The sequence below is a fragment of the Rhizobiaceae bacterium genome, from assembly GCA_023953845.1.
Lineage (GTDB): Bacteria > Pseudomonadota > Alphaproteobacteria > Rhizobiales > Rhizobiaceae > Arvimicrobium.
This window is the reverse complement of record JAMLJC010000001.1, coordinates 1,379,512-1,393,781: the sequence shown is the minus strand read 5'-3', so window position 1 is coordinate 1,393,781 and position 14,270 is coordinate 1,379,512. Positions and strand designations below refer to the sequence as shown.

13 protein-coding genes are annotated in these 14,270 nt (G+C 64.1%); 10 read left to right on the top strand and 3 right to left on the bottom strand.

The features are described from left to right. Positions 1–85 precede the first annotated feature (85 nt). The 7 genes from M9955_06960 to M9955_06930 all read left to right on the top strand — a co-directional run bounded on the left by M9955_06960 (position 86) and on the right by M9955_06930 (position 6,299). Positions 86–892: a DJ-1/PfpI family protein gene (locus tag M9955_06960; GenBank protein MCO5081384.1), complete on the top strand. Its 807-nt coding sequence runs from the start codon at positions 86–88 to the stop codon at positions 890–892. Between the two features lie 119 nt (positions 893–1,011). After that, positions 1,012–1,803 carry an AraC family transcriptional regulator gene (locus M9955_06955; protein MCO5081383.1) on the top strand — a complete coding sequence of 264 codons (792 nt, stop codon included), beginning with the start codon at positions 1,012–1,014 and terminating at the stop codon, positions 1,801–1,803. A gap of 98 nt (positions 1,804–1,901) precedes the next feature. After that, positions 1,902–3,131, top strand: coding sequence for a FixH family protein (locus tag M9955_06950; GenBank protein ID MCO5081382.1), 1,230 nt, complete (start codon positions 1,902–1,904; stop codon positions 3,129–3,131). A gap of 118 nt (positions 3,132–3,249) precedes the next feature. Beyond that, the gene (locus M9955_06945) at positions 3,250–4,497 is read left to right on the top strand and encodes a methylamine utilization protein (protein MCO5081381.1); all 1,248 of its coding nucleotides are present in this window, start codon (positions 3,250–3,252) and stop codon (positions 4,495–4,497) included. Then, positions 4,494–4,865 carry a hypothetical protein gene (locus M9955_06940; GenBank protein MCO5081380.1) on the top strand — a complete coding sequence of 124 codons (372 nt, stop codon included), beginning with the start codon at positions 4,494–4,496 and terminating at the stop codon, positions 4,863–4,865. The genes M9955_06945 and M9955_06940 overlap by 4 nt, the downstream gene beginning before the upstream one ends. 14 nt (positions 4,866–4,879) lie before the next feature. Next, positions 4,880–5,836 carry a class I SAM-dependent methyltransferase gene (locus M9955_06935; GenBank protein MCO5081379.1) on the top strand — a complete coding sequence of 319 codons (957 nt, stop codon included), beginning with the start codon at positions 4,880–4,882 and terminating at the stop codon, positions 5,834–5,836. A gap of 160 nt (positions 5,837–5,996) precedes the next feature. After that, complete coding sequence (locus M9955_06930) at positions 5,997–6,299, top strand: GNAT family N-acetyltransferase (protein ID MCO5081378.1); 303 nt, start codon at positions 5,997–5,999, stop codon at positions 6,297–6,299. A 150-nt stretch (positions 6,300–6,449) separates the two neighbouring features. On the opposite strand, the gene M9955_06925 is transcribed toward M9955_06930, so the two are convergent. The 3 genes from M9955_06925 to M9955_06915 all read right to left on the bottom strand — a co-directional run bounded on the left by M9955_06925 (position 6,450) and on the right by M9955_06915 (position 9,029). After that, a complete protein-coding gene (locus M9955_06925) occupies positions 6,450–6,821 on the bottom strand; it encodes a hypothetical protein (GenBank protein MCO5081377.1) in 372 nt (123 codons plus the stop codon). A gap of 175 nt (positions 6,822–6,996) precedes the next feature. After that, on the bottom strand, positions 6,997–8,013 hold the full coding sequence (locus tag M9955_06920; protein ID MCO5081376.1) for an NAD(P)-dependent alcohol dehydrogenase: 1,017 nt from the start codon (positions 8,011–8,013) through the stop codon (positions 6,997–6,999). 107 nt (positions 8,014–8,120) lie between these two features. Beyond that, a complete protein-coding gene (locus M9955_06915) occupies positions 8,121–9,029 on the bottom strand; it encodes a LysR family transcriptional regulator (protein ID MCO5081375.1) in 909 nt (302 codons plus the stop codon). Positions 9,030–9,149: 120 nt separating this feature from the next. On the opposite strand from M9955_06915, the gene M9955_06910 reads away from it, so the two are divergent. The 3 genes from M9955_06910 (at position 9,150) to M9955_06900 (ending at position 14,228) form a co-directional block, all read left to right on the top strand. Beyond that, positions 9,150–9,389: a DUF2798 domain-containing protein gene (locus M9955_06910; GenBank protein MCO5081374.1), complete on the top strand. Its 240-nt coding sequence runs from the start codon at positions 9,150–9,152 to the stop codon at positions 9,387–9,389. 6 nt (positions 9,390–9,395) lie between these two features. Next, the gene (locus tag M9955_06905) at positions 9,396–10,790 is read left to right on the top strand and encodes an MFS transporter (protein ID MCO5081373.1); all 1,395 of its coding nucleotides are present in this window, start codon (positions 9,396–9,398) and stop codon (positions 10,788–10,790) included. 174 nt (positions 10,791–10,964) lie between these two features. After that, on the top strand, positions 10,965–14,228 hold the full coding sequence (locus M9955_06900) for an error-prone DNA polymerase (GenBank protein ID MCO5081372.1): 3,264 nt from the start codon (positions 10,965–10,967) through the stop codon (positions 14,226–14,228). Positions 14,229–14,270: the final 42 nt, after the last annotated feature.

Below are 14,270 nucleotides of genomic sequence, written 5' to 3'. Positions count from 1 at the left end.
TTCGTTCAAGCAAGGCGCGACACCGCCAGATATTGAGGAGGAGAAGCGTGGATGAGCACGCCCCTCCTTTTCAAGGACAGCAACCATGGAACTTGATCGCAGAACCCTGCTGGCGGCCTTGATGGCTGCCACGCTCCCGCCGCTGGCCACTCGTGCCGAGGCGTCAGAGGCCGTCGAGGCAATGCTCGACCTGCCGTCGGGGATGCGCCTCGATGGCAACGAGCAGATCGGGATGCTCATGTATCCCGGCTTCACTGCCCTCGACCTGATTGGCCCCTACCATTCGCTGGCTTCGATGCCAGGCGCGACGGTGCATCTGGTCACCAATCAGAGGGATCTCAGCCCGGTGCCCAGCGATCTTGGCGTCGCAATGCAGCCAACGGTCACCATGGATGATTGTCCGCGCGACTTGACGGTCCTGTTCACGCCTGGGGGCACGGCCGGCACGCTGGCGGCGGCCCGCGACGGGGCCACGCTCGAGTTCATTCGCGACCGGGCTAAACGCGCCGTCTACGTTACCAGCGTCTGTACCGGATCGCTTGTTCTTGGCGCCGCCGGCGTGTTGAATGGAAAGCGGGCGACTTCCCACTGGTCGGTGAGACCGCTCCTCTCCGAGTTCGGCGCCACTCCCGTCGACTCGCGGGTCGTGGTGGATGGGAACGTGATCACCGGGGCTGGCGTGTCTGCCGGACTCGACCTTGGCCTGTCTCTCGTCGCGCAGCTCCGTGGCAAGCCGTTCGCTGAGTCCGTGCTGCTGGTGGCGGAGTACGATCCCGAGCCTCCGTTTCCTGGGGGATCGCTCCACACTGCGAGGCCGGAGATCGCTGCCTTCACCGCGTCGACGCTCGAAGGCTTCGTGGCCGATGCGCGAAAACTGGGCGTGGCAGGATAACACCGGGCAAGAGGCGCGCGGGTTCGCGCCGACACTCTTTGGCCTCGCATCTGCGCGGAGTTGCGCGCTCCATGGCGGGCGTCTTATCTTCCATCTTCTGGTCCGAAGGTGGAAGCAGGATGCAGATCGCGGGGATCGGCAGGTTCATTTTCTGGGAGGGCGGCAGCCTCTGGATCGGCCTTGCGGCCGCCGCTGGCGACCGCCACGCCCACCATGCGATCCAGCTCTCGCTGGGATTGAGCGGCGCTGTCCAGTTCAGGCCGGACGCGTCCTTGCCCTGGACCCGGTATGCTGCAGCCGTGATCCCTTCCGACCTCCCCCACATCTTCCAGGCCCCCGGCAACCAGGTCGCGCAAATCTTCGTCGAACCGGAATCGGTGACGGGAGGCAAGCTCCTCCAAAGGTTCGGCACTGATGCGATCGCCGCTCTGGACGAGGACGAGGCCCGGAGCCTGGCCACACCCCTGGCGGCGCAATACAACGACGGGGCTGACGACGAGACGCTGGCCGCCACCGCCACCCAAACACTGGCCCGACTAGCCGGAGACGCGGGACCGCTCCAGCGAACCACGGACGCGAGGATCGTCGCCGCCATCGAAGAAATCTGGCGCCGCCTCGACGAACCCCTGACGCTCGCGGAGATAGCGCGGGTCGCCGGATTGAGCGAGGGCCGCCTGAGGCATCTGTTCGTCGAACAGACCGGAGTGCCGTTCCGAGCCTACGTTCTATGGGCGCGGCTGAACAGGGCCTTGGGCCTGGGCTACACCGGGACCTCCTGGACAGAGGCCGCCCACGCCGCAAACTTCGCGGACTCGGCGCACCTGACACGAACCTGCCGCCGAATGTTCGGGCTGGCGCCGACAGCGTTGCGGCTCGACCATACACTGCAGTCCACTCGCATGCTGGCCTAGGCTGCGCCACGGAAGGCAATCAGCCCCTACGTTCAAGCCACGGCGATCCGTCGAGCGTAGATGGCGCTCCTCAAAGTCGAGAGACGAGGAGCATCGCCATGAAGAACGAAGCATTCGGTGCGCGTACGTCGCTGGGCCTTTCGGCCAGCCTGCTGCTCGCGGGACAGGTTCTCTACATCGCCGTCACGCAGTTCCACGCGGGCGGAGACGCCAATGACCATCACGCCATATTCGCGACCTACGCCGGAGACGACATCTGGGCTGCCGTGCATGTCGGGCAGTTCGCGGCCATGGCCACCTTTCTCGCCGGGCTGATCACATTAGCGTCGGCTTCACGCCTGCAGGGCGGAGCAGCGGCGTGGCTCGGCCGTTTCGGAATGGGCGCTGCGGCCGCAACGCTGGCGCTGTATGGCACCCTTCAGGCAGTCGACGGCGTGGCCCTCAAACATGCCGTGAACGCCTGGGCGAGCGCGCCGGATGCCGAGAAGGCGGCCCGTTTCGCGGTAGCGGAAGGCATCCGCTGGCTGGAGTGGGGCCTCAGGAGCTACCAGGACTTCATGCTCGGGCTGGCGTTAATACTGGTCGGCGCGTCCTTGGCCACGACCGGGTATTTTCGTGCGATATCTTACCTGATGGCCCTCACAGGTATTGCCTACCTTGCCCAGGGATGGCTAGCGGGCTCGGAAGGCTTCTCCCCCTCCCAGTCCGCCGCCATCATAGCTGCCTGGGTTCTGAGCCTGGCCTGGATGATATGGCTTGCCGTCATCACCTGGCGGATGACGAATCCGAACCCCGTAGCCCCTTCGTTCAATCCTCGGCCCACCGCATCGCCTATTCCTGCGGGTATGGAGACACCCAATCCTCAGGAGTCCCCAATGGAGAATCGCAAGAGCAGGTGGAGCAAGATGCTATGGATCGCCCCGGCAGCAGTCCTGGCCGCAGGCGGCCTGGCGTACGCGGCGATGTCGATGATGACCCCGCCTGACGACCTAGACCTGGCGTTGTCGAAGACGTCGGCAGGAGGAACGTATGTCACGACGATCAGTCCTAACGTGGAGCCTATCTCAGTCGGGCCCATCCATACCTGGACCGTCGAACTGAAGACAGCGGACGGCAAACCCGTCGACGGGGCCTCGGTCGCGATCGACGGCGGCATGCCCCAGCACGGACATGGCCTTCCGACAGCGCCCGAGGTCACCAAGAGCCTCGGTGAAGGGCGCTACCTGGTAGAGGGGATGAAGTTCAACATGCCCGGCTGGTGGACGATCGAGGTAGAGGTCGACGGTCCAGCCGGACAGGACGAGACCGTTTTCAATCTCGTGCTCTGAAATCAGCCCTCTTCACACATGAAGGCACAGGCGCGCTTCCGGCGCGCCTGCAATGCCTTGCCGCTGCTTTCTATGGAAAACCGCCATGCCACGCAAAACAGGAATTGGTCCCACATTCATGATTGCCGCGCTTGTCGCGCTGCCTCTCGCGGCCTGTACGCCGTGGGACTCGGGTCCGGACTGGACGGACGAGGAACTCAGGCTCATCGGGTCTCTGTCGCTGGAGAACCTGCCGCCGCTTCCCGCAGACCCGTCCAATCAGGTGGCCGACGATCCGGCCGCGGCGACCCTCGGAGAGGCGTTGTTCTTCGACACGCGGATGAGCGGCAATGGCAAGGTGGCATGCGCGAGCTGCCATCTTCCGGACAGGCAGTTCCAGGACGACCTGGCCCTCGCCAGGGGCGTGGGAACCACGAACCGCCGGACGATGCCGATCGCGGGGATGGGGCATAGCCCGTGGCTCTTCTGGGACGGCCGCAAGGACAGCCTGTGGTCCCAGGCGCTTGGACCGCTAGAGAGCCCGGTCGAGCACGGCACCGACAGGACTGCGGTAGCCCGGCTCGTGGCGGAGCACTACGCGGAACCTTACGAGCAGGTGTTCGGCCCGCTTCCTGCCCTGGAGGGGCTGTCTTCGCATGCCGCCCCGGAGGGCACACCACAGGCGACAGAGGCCTGGGAGAGGATGGATGAAGCCGAGAAGGATTCGGTCAATCGCGTGTTCGCCAATGTCGGGAAGGCGATCGCCGCGTTCGAACGCGGCATCCTGCCGGGCCAGAGCAGGTTCGACAGGTATGCCTCGGTTCTCTCGTCCGGAGAGGCCCCGGACGCCGGGATCATGAGCGAACAGGAGCTGGAGGGCCTCCGCATCTTCATCGGCAAGGGAAGCTGCATCAACTGCCACAACGGACCGCTTTTCACCGACAACCACTTCCACAACACGGGCGTGCCCGCGGCACCCGGCCTGCCCGAGGACACAGGAAGGGCGACCGGCGCGCTGGCGGTGAAATCCGACCCGTTCAACTGCCTCGGCCGCTACAGCGACGCCGGTCCGGAGGACTGCGCGGAGCTCAGGTTCATGACCGTCGATGGCCACGAGCTGGAGCGGGCTTACAAAGCTCCGTCGCTGAGGAACGTCGCGTCCAGGCCTCCCTACATGCATGCCGGGCAGATCGGCACGCTGGCCGAGGTCGTCGACCACTACAACCGCGCTCCGGCAGCGCCCGCCGGGCATTCCGAACTTCAGCCGCTCGGGCTGGCAACCGAGGAACTGGCGGCGCTGGAGGCGTTCCTGCAGACCCTCGACGAGGAGGCGCCGGCCCATAGCCGCGTCGCATTGAGTTCCACCACAGCCAAGGAGCAGCAATGAGATATTCCGACCTGATCAAGCTCAACCGGATACTTGGAATGCTGGGCTCCGATCACGCAGGGGAACGGGCGGCGGCCGCGCTCGCAGCCGATCGGCTGGTGAAGAGCATGGGGACGTCCTGGTGGGGTTTGATCGGAACCGACCCGGCGCCCCGGAGAAGCGCCTCGCCGAATGCCATTGTCACCCGGCACGAACTCGGGGTCGATCATGCCCGGGCGGCCGAATCCCGGATCCGGCAGTTGCGGACGGAGAACGACCTGCTCCGAAAGGAGATCGCGTCCTTGAGGAACCGCCTCTCGAACCTCACTGCACAGGAGCGGCGGGCAAGGTACGGGGAGACGCAACAGGCGCCGGAGTATCAGTCGTGACGGCTGATATGGCCATGCCCGCTTCGCTCGGTCTGTTGCGACTGCGTCTCAGGGATGTTAGCTCGATCCGCATCCGTGACATCGCCGCAGCCTCTCCTGCCCTGCGCGGCCTCTCGCCGCGGATGGGCCGCAGAATCCGCGCGCGGAGGCGGCTTCTCGCGACGGAGATGCAGGGCGCACGGAGCCGCCTCCAATTGGCGGCGCACATGTCACGCGGACTGGTGGCGTATCTCACACGGGAATACCAGTACCTTCATCTGGATACCGGACGGCAGTCGGAGATCACGAGGCTCTATTCGCGGTTCCTGGACGAGTTCCACCTGGGGCTCTTGGAAGACACTCCCGACCAAGCGGCAGCAGCGGAATCAGCGGCGGCTGTGTCGCGACATCACGACCGCCTGTGCCTGCTCATCCGGGACACGCTTGATGAAGCAGGCGCTCTCGCCCGGGTGCTGGATGAGTCGGATACTCCCGTCTGCGCAACCTATTCAACGGCCGTGCAGCTCCAGGTCCTCGGCCTCGATCCCGACCGATTGGCCGGCCCGGTGCTTGACCTCGGCTGCGGTCCGGATGGGCGGCTGGTGAGCCATCTCCGCGGCATGGGACGCCGGGATGTTTACGGCATCGACCAGAACGCCACGGAGTCGGACGGCATCTTCAGGGGGAGCTGGTTTGAAGCGCCCCTCGCTCGCGGCGCCTGGGGAACCGTGATAGCCCACCAGTCCTTCAGCCTCCATTTTACGCACGCCCATCTGAGGTCAGGGGCGCAGGCGAAAGCCTACGCACAGACCTACATGCGCATCCTCGAATCGCTGAAGCCCGGCGGATGCTTCGCCTACGCGCCGGGCCTTCCATTCCTGGAGCCGCTCCTGCCTGATAGCAGATGGCTCGTCCGGACAGAGCCGCTGTCTCGCCTCGGCCCATCCTTCGCTAAACACCTGACCTCCTCCGTCGTAATCAGGAAAGCATAGCACCGTGACGACTTCCCTCCGTCTCCGCCCTTACGAAGCCTCCCTCGACCTGGAGCGCTGCCTCGCCATCTGGCGGTCGGCATCAGAGAACGCGCATGCCTTCCTTGGTCTTGACCAGATCCGGTCTGACGAGGAGGTCGTTCGGGAACGCTACATGCCCATGGCCGAGATCACCGTCGCCGACAATGATGGGGAGGCTGTCGGTTTCATCGCGTTACTCGACGGCTTCATCGGCGGCCTATTCGTTTCGCCTCAGTTCCACCGCCTCGGCATCGGCAAGCAGCTCGTGAAAGACGCTGCCAGCCGAAAGGGCGAACTAGAGGTGGAAGTGTACCGGGAAAACCCGCGGGCGCTCGCGTTCTACGGTTCGCTCGGTTTCCGCGAAGTCGGCGAGAAACCGCTGGACGACATGGGCAGGCCGCACGCCCTGGTGCGGCTCAAGCGAAGGGCGGAACAGCTATGATATCGGTCCGGTCTAGCCGTTCCGGGGCTCGAAGAGATGATACATCCGTCTCTACCATTGTAGATGACTTCCTTCTCACATCTGGACGAAGGGGCGACCTGGACAGTCGGGAATTCTCCCCGAGTCCCGCAAGCTAGACAGGCGCCAGAGTTACCTTGGAACGGAGCCCCCGATTTCCGGCGAACGCTCCCTTTTGATCGGCATCGCCTGCAGGATGCCGAAAGCCACCTCGAAGACGGTAAAGATCAGAATGATCGGTGTTCCCCCGTTCGCGACCACGTAGATCTGCCAAAGAGCGAACAGCATCCGGGCGACGGCGTCGTAACGACCCAAGACGGGTAAACCAAGGTGCAGTCTAACGAGCGACCAGACCACGACGACGGAACCCATCAACCCGCCAAAGAGCAGGTGCGTCGACTCGAAGGCCGGAAGCCCACCCGGCAAGCCAACTACATCGTGAAGGTACTGGATTGCCCCAAGGGTGATGGTGAAGGTCCAGGGCGACATGAACGGCGTGGTCACGACAAGATCGTATATAGCGCTGACCCGCACGAGTGATCTGTAGGCTTCTGGACGGAACCCGATACCACCTCGAAGTCGGAATGATCTGACAGGGAGACCTGTTGTATTCGGATACATGTAGCGATCGTGCTCATGATACTCCTCGTGGAAATTGCGTGGCTTGTCAGGGGAATAGCTATTCGAGGACCAGCACGGCGGCGCCTCTCTTGCGTCCTTCATCGACGTGCGCGTGTGCACGCTGTATTTCCTCGAGGCGATAGGTGGTGCCGCGAACCGGCCTCAGTGTACCGGCCTCGAATAGCTCAAGTGCAAAACGCACATCCGCTTTGGATGCCTTGAAGTTGATCGGGATGACATCGATGCCTGAGCGGCGGGAATTTCGCCGTGCGAGCAGGATGTCCTGCAAGCCGCTCACCGCGACGAGCACGAGTGTGCCGCCCGGCTCCAGGCAGCGCATGGCTCGGCTGAAGGGAGCGTTGCCGACGCAGTCGATGACCAGGTCGTAGTTACGGCCCAAGGTGGCGAAATCCTGCCGCTGATAATCGATCACATGGTCGGCTCCGAGTTCACGAACGAAGTCTTCGTTTCGCGCGCTCGTCACGGCTGTGACTGTCGCACCGAAGTGCTTGGCGGCTTGCACTGCCGTACTTCCGACGGCACCTGACGCACCATTGACCAGAACCTTGTCGCCTCGGCTGATTGCACGCCGCCGCACGACCTCGCTCATCGTGTGACCACCGAACATCAGGGCCACCGCATCCGCCGGGGGGAGGTTGGCCGGCTTCCTGCAAATGGCGGCTGTCTCTGGGATTGAGAGATATTCGGCGTGCCCGCCGAAGGCGCTTCCAGTCACGCCAACAACATCGTCACCAGGGTGGAAGAGCGTGACACCCGGTCCGACCCTTTCGACCTTTCCTGCGAAATCCATGCCAAGGATTCGTCGACGTGGCCGTCGCCATCCCACGACAGGCATCGCGAGCAAACTCATTCCCTTCGGGAGGTCTCGAGCTCTCAGGCGGTGGTCCGCCGCACTCACTGTTGAAGCATGAACCCGCACGAGAACGTCGTTGACCCCGAAGCGTGGCGCCGGCACTGACTGGACGGCTACAACGTCGGGGCCGCCGAACCGATCGATGACCGCCGCCCGCATGGTCGGCGGCAGCTGACTGGATGTCGCCTCAGCGGTCATCATCTGGGTTTCTCCGAAGGCTCAGGGGTCATGGTGGCGAAATTTAGGGCCACACGGCGCAGCAGCGGAAGGCGCGCCGTCTGCACTCGATCCGTGCGTCAAACGCAACGTCAGCTGGTGGCGCGGCGCATCGATGATCCGGAGCAGACCGCCTTCAGGCAGGATCGGAGCCAGCGATGCGCCAGGTCGCCGTCCATGCGCGGGTGCCACAGCATTGAGACAGTAAAGCGTGCGAGATCCAAGGGCAGGACGAAACTGTGCATCCCCTTCCGGAGCCCTTCCGTATGGCGCTCCGGCACGGTGGCGACCAGCTCCGTCTGCCGCACCAGCGAAAGGGCGGTGGAGAAGCCGTTGACGATCACTGCGACACGTCGCTCACGGCCGGCCGTATAGACGGCCGCTTCGATGTCCTCGCTGTGAAGGCCGCGCCGAAGCACGACCACATGATCGGCAGCGGCATACGTGTCGCCGCTGATCTTGCCCGACGCCAGCGGATGCCCCTCGCGCACAACCCCGACCCATCGGTCCTCGAAGAGGGGAACGGCGCGCAGCTCGGGCGCCGTTGCGGCATCGATTACACCGGTTTCGACATCCACCTCGCCTTCGCGAAGCGGTGCCGAATCCTTGTCGGGCTTTCCGATGAACTGCAGCGTGACGTGCGGCGCCTGCTCGGACAGCATCGCGAGAAGCTTCGGACCGAAGGTTTCGGCGAAGCCCTCGCTCGTCCTCAACGTGAAGCGGCGGTGGAGGGTGGCAAGGTCGAGCTTCGCCGCCGGACGAAGCACCGCATTGGCCGCATCGACCAGGGGGCCGACCTGGCTGCGCAGTTCTACCGCGCGAGGCGTCGGCACCAGGCCGCGGCCAGCCCGCACCAGCAGCGGATCTCCAGTTGCCTCCCGAAGACGCGCCAGCGTCCGGCTCATTGCCGAAGGACTGAGACGTAGGCGCCGTGCGGCGGCGGCCACACTGCCCTCGGCAAGCAGAACGTCCAGCGTCACAAGCAGGTTGAGATCAGGCATCGGGCGCCCTCTGGCGGACACATGGCGCGCCGTGCACGGACTAGATGCAATTGCTGCGCGTTCCGCAGCATATCGCGAAGGACTAGCTGACGGACAGGATTTTCTCATTGGAGAACTTAAATGCCTTCCCGTCTCGCACCTGTCGCCTTCGGCTTCGTCCTCTCGGGCCTGATGTCCCTCATCGTCTCCGGCATCGCCACCTATCGCAGCGCCGGACTGGTTGAAGGATTCGCCAGCCTCTGGATTGGCTCCTGGCTGCCATCTTGGATGATCGCGTTCCCCGTCGTCCGGGTCGTGGCGCCCGTCACGCGCCGGCTAATTGGCTTTCTTCTGGCGGCGCCGGCCGCAGGCTCCCGTTGACCTGCCATGTCCCCCTTGAAGCATCAGAATCCCGCCTGGCAGCTCACTGCCCTGTCGCTGGCGATGGCACTTCCCTCACTAGGAACCAGCATCGCCAATGTGGCGCTTCCGGCCTTCGCCGAATCCTTTATGGCGACGCCCCAGGATGTGCAGTGGGTCGTCATTGCCTATCTCCTTGCCGTCACCACCACCATAGTGACCGCCGGGCGACTGGGCGACATGTTCGGGCGTCGACGCCTGCTCCTTCTCGGCATGGTCGTCTTCTCTGCGGCTGCCCTTCTTGGCGCCTTCGCCTCCCAGCTCTGGATGCTGGTTATGACGAGGGCAATGCAGGGGCTGGGCGCAGCCATCATGATGGCGCTGGCTGTTGCGATGGTCGGAGACCTGGTACCGGCGGAGCGGACGGGGAGAGCGATGGGGCTCCTCGGCACCATGTCAGCCGCGGGAACGGCGCTGGGACCATCTTTGGGAGGCCTCCTGATCTCGGCCATGGGCTGGCACGCGATCTTCGCCTTCATGGCAGCAGCGGGAGCGGCAAGCTGGGGGCTGGCACGTCAGGTGCTTCCTGCCGAGGCTCTATCGAGGCAGCCGGCGTCGCTCGATGTCACCGGAATGGTTCTGCTGGCGTTCAGCCTGAGCGCCTATGCACTCGCTGCCACGATGCAGGGCGGTATCCAGTCGGCCATGATGCTCATCGGGCTGGCGATCGGCGGCTTCATCGCCTTCCTTATCGTCCAATCGAAGGTCACTTCGCCCCTGGTCCGGCTGGACCTGTTCAGCCGCAGGAGCCTCAGTGCCGGCATCATCTCGCTGGCGCTCGTGTCCTCGATCATGATGGCGACGCTCGTCATTGCTCCCTTTTACCTGTCGGACGTACTCCAACTCGATGCTTTGGCTATCGGTCTGGTGATGTCGGTCGGCCCGGTCGTGGCAGCCCTCGTCGGCGTTCCTGCCGGACGGCTTGTCGATCGAGCGGGTGCAACAAGGGTCGTCAATGGAGGTCTCATCGCGGTCGCCGGCGGATCGTTGCTGATGCTTGTTCTACCTGAAATGTTGGGAACGTCGGGCTACATTCTCAGCCTTGTTACCATCACCGCCGGATATGGCCTGTTCCAGGCCGGAAACAACACAAGTGTGATGAACGGCACTACAAAGGAACAGCGCGGTGTGACATCGGGTCTTCTCTCCCTCGGCCGGAATGTCGGACTCATCTCCGGCGCGTCCACGATGGGGACATTGTTCGTCCTCGGCTCCCAGGGAGTGCTGCCCGTTCTGGGTCAAGGGAGCGACGCAGGCTTGCAACTGACATTTGCTGTTGGCGCCTTACTCGCTGGCATCGCTCTGGTTGCTTCGAGGTGGGGCGTGACGGGCCGTATGCCGGAGGGCGATGGCCGCGATTGAGGGTGCATTGCTGTCGAGGTGTGGCACCGCCCGAATGGCTGCTTTCCCGACTGCGCCGCCCAGAAGCGGTCGGTCAGGAATCCACCCCTACGCAGCCACACCGATAGCCGTGATCCGTCGACATTCAGCCTAGAACGAAATAGGAACATGCTGCAGTTTCAGGGATAGCACTCCGTGCGGTACGCCGAGCTACAGGTAACCAGCCACTTCAGCTTTCTCCGCGGGGCATCCTCCTGTGAGGAACTGTTCGCCCAGGCGGCAGCCTGCGGCATCGACGCGCTTGGCATCGTCGACAGAAATTCCTTGGCGGGAATCGTTCGTGCCCATGAAGCAGCAAAGACCGCCGGGGTGAGGCTGGTCGTCGGCTGCCGCATTGATCTCGCCGATGGCATGTCGGTTCTCGTCTATCCAACAGACCGAGCCGCCTATTCGCGGCTCTGCCGGCTTCTCTCGCTCGGCAAAAAGCGGGGCGGCAAGGGCAAGTGTATCCTGCACTGGGAGGACGTGGCCGCCTATGGCGAAGGACTCGTTGCCATTCTCGTGCCGGACGAGCCGGATGAGCAGACCGCCTTGCGGCTGCGGCGCCTGCGTGATGTCTTCGGCGACCGAGCCTATCTGGCTCTGACCCTCCGCCGTCGGCCGAACGACCAGCTGCGGCTTCACGAGCTCTCGGAACTTGCCGCATCCCTGCGCGTGCCCACCGTTGTCACCAACGATGTGCTCTTTCACGAAGCGGGGCGACGCATGCTGCAGGACGTAGTGACCTGCATCCGGCATAACGTCACCATTGACGAGCTTGGCGATCGGCGCGAGCGTCATGCCGACCGCTACCTCAAGCCCGCCGAGGAGATGCACCGCCTCTTCTCCCGCTATCCGGAGGCACTCGCGCGAACGCTCGAGATCGCCGAGCGCTGCCGCTTCTCTCTGGACGAGCTTAAGTATCAATATCCGGAGGAACGCGACGATCCCGCGCTGACCCCACAGCAGACGCTGGAGAAGCTCACCTGGGAAGGGGCTGAGCAGCGCTATCCGGAAGGCGTCCCGGACAATGTCCGCACCTCCCTCGACCACGAGCTGAAGCTGATCGAGAAGCTCGGCTATGCGCCTTACTTCCTCACCGTCAACTCGATCGTCCGCTTCGCCCGCTCGAAGGACATCCTCTGCCAAGGCCGCGGGTCAGCGGCAAACTCCGCCGTCTGCTACGTGCTCGGCATCACCTCGATCGATCCTGCCCGCAACGATCTCCTGTTCGAGCGCTTCGTCTCGGAAGAGCGTCGGGAACCGCCCGACATCGACGTCGACTTCGAGCATGAGCGGCGTGAGATCGTCATGCAGTGGATTTTCGATACCTATGGCAGGGACCGAGCGGCGCTCTGCTCGACCGTCATCCGCTATCGCTCCAAGGGTGCGCTGCGCGATGTCGGCAAGGCTCTGGGGTTAACCGAAGACCTGATCCGAACGCTCTCTTCTCAAGTCTGGGGCTGGTCCGAGGAAGGCGTCGGCGAAAAGCACGTCAGGGAACTGAACCTAAATATGGCTGACCGCCGCCTCCGGCTGGCACTGGACCTCGCACGGCAGCTGATGGGCGCGCCGCGGCACCTGTCGCAGCATCCCGGAGGATTCGTGCTCACGCGCGACCGCCTCGACGACCTTGTCCCCATTGAGCCGGCTGCCATGGCCGACCGCCAGGTCATCGAATGGGACAAGGATGACATCGACGCCTTGAAGTTCATGAAGGTCGATGTGCTGGCGCTCGGCATGCTCACCTGCATGAAGAAGGGGTTGGACCTGCTCGCCGAGCACAAGGGGATCAACTACGACCTCGCCAGCATTCCGGCCGAGGACCCGCGCACATATGCGATGATCAGGAAGGCCGACACGCTCGGCACCTTCCAGATCGAGAGCCGGGCGCAGATGTCCATGCTGCCGCGGCTGAAGCCCCGGACCTACTACGATCTCGTCGTGCAAGTGGCGATCGTCCGACCCGGTCCGATCCAAGGCGACATGGTTCATCCCTATCTCCGCCGCCGCGAGGGGCTGGAACCCGTCCACTATCCGACGCCGGAACTGGAGAAGGTGCTCGGCAAGACGCTCGGCGTGCCGCTCTTCCAGGAACAGGCGATGCGGGTGGCAATCGAATGCGCCGGATTCACGCCTGGAGAGGCCGACATGCTCAGAAAGAGCATGGCCACCTTCAAGTTCACGGGCGGGGTCAGCGCCTTCAAGACCAAGCTCATCCAGGGCATGGTCGACCGCGGCTACGACCAGGCGTTTGCCGAGAAGACCTTCTCCCAGCTGGAGGGATTCGGCTCCTATGGCTTCCCCGAAAGCCATGCGGCGTCCTTTGCCCTGATCGCCTATGCCTCAGCCTGGTTGAAGTGCTGGCATCCGGATGTCTTCTGCGCGGCACTCCTCAACTCCCAGCCGATGGGTTTCTACGCGCCGGCTCAGATCGTCAGGGACGCGATCGAGCATGGCGTCGACGTGCAGCCGGTCTGCGTCAACGCATCCCGCTGGGACTGCACGCTGGAGCCGACCGATGACGACAGCCGCTTCGCTGTCCGGCTCGGCATGCGGATGGTCAAGGGTCTGGCGAACGCTCACGCCGCCGCCATCGTCGCCGCCCGCGCCGACACTCCCTACGGCTCTGTCGATGATCTTTGGCACCGGGCCGGAGTCCCCGCGCTTGCATTGAAGCAGCTGGCCGATGCCGACGCCTTCCGCCCGTCGCTCGGCCTCGAACGGCGGGAGGCGCTCTGGCAGGTCAAAGGACTACGCGACGAGCCGCTGCCGCTGTTTGCAGCGGCGTCCGCCCGCGAGGCCGCAACGGTGCCGGAACTCGATGAACCGACCGTGCCGCTGAAGCCGATGACCGAAGGCTGCCAAGTCGTCGCCGACTATGGCCGCACGGGGCTTTCCCTGCGCAGGCACCCGGTTTCCTTCCTGCGGCAGGACCTGGCCAGGCGCGGCATCGTCACCTGCCATGAAGCAATGAGTGCTCGGGATCGGCGCTGGCTTGAAGCGGCAGGTATCGTGCTGGTCCGTCAACGGCCCGGATCGGCAAAGGGCGTCATGTTCATCACGCTGGAGGATGAGACCGACATCGCCAACCTGGTGGTCTGGCCGAAGGTCTTCGAGAAGCACCGCCGCATCATCCTGGGCGCGCCCATGTTCGCGGTTAGGGGACGGATTCAGCGGGAGGGCGAAGTCGTCCATCTCGTGGCGCACCACCTCACCGACATGTCCGCTGAGCTTGCCGACATCGGGCAGAGGGACAACACCTTCCCACTTCCGCATGGCCGCGGTGACGAATTCCACTCAGGCAGCCCCACACCCGATCCACGCGGCGTGCCAACAAGAGGACCCGCTGCTCGCGACATCTACATCCCCGACCTGCACATAGACAGGCTCAGGGTGAAGCCGCGGGATTTTCGATAGCGGGGATGGCCGCAGACCACCGGGACGGACAAGCTTGCGATG

Bases quoted from the DNA above. Each gene is read 5' to 3' on its own strand.
- M9955_06960 (MCO5081384.1), top strand. From the start codon at position 86: ATGGAACTTGATCGCAGAACCCTGCTGGCGGCCTTGATGGCTGCCACG.
- M9955_06955 (MCO5081383.1), top strand. From the start codon at position 1,012: ATGCAGATCGCGGGGATCGGCAGGTTCATTTTCTGGGAGGGCGGCAGC.
- M9955_06950 (MCO5081382.1), top strand. From the start codon at position 1,902: ATGAAGAACGAAGCATTCGGTGCGCGTACGTCGCTGGGCCTTTCGGCC.
- M9955_06945 (MCO5081381.1), top strand. From the start codon at position 3,250: ATGATTGCCGCGCTTGTCGCGCTGCCTCTCGCGGCCTGTACGCCGTGG.
- M9955_06940 (MCO5081380.1), top strand. From the start codon at position 4,494: ATGAGATATTCCGACCTGATCAAGCTCAACCGGATACTTGGAATGCTG.
- M9955_06935 (MCO5081379.1), top strand. From the start codon at position 4,880: ATGCCCGCTTCGCTCGGTCTGTTGCGACTGCGTCTCAGGGATGTTAGC.
- M9955_06930 (MCO5081378.1), top strand. From the start codon at position 5,997: ATGGCCGAGATCACCGTCGCCGACAATGATGGGGAGGCTGTCGGTTTC.
- M9955_06920 (MCO5081376.1), bottom strand. From the start codon at position 8,013: ATGATGACCGCTGAGGCGACATCCAGTCAGCTGCCGCCGACCATGCGG.
- M9955_06915 (MCO5081375.1), bottom strand. From the start codon at position 9,029: ATGCCTGATCTCAACCTGCTTGTGACGCTGGACGTTCTGCTTGCCGAG.
- M9955_06910 (MCO5081374.1), top strand. From the start codon at position 9,150: ATGCCTTCCCGTCTCGCACCTGTCGCCTTCGGCTTCGTCCTCTCGGGC.
- M9955_06905 (MCO5081373.1), top strand. From the start codon at position 9,396: ATGTCCCCCTTGAAGCATCAGAATCCCGCCTGGCAGCTCACTGCCCTG.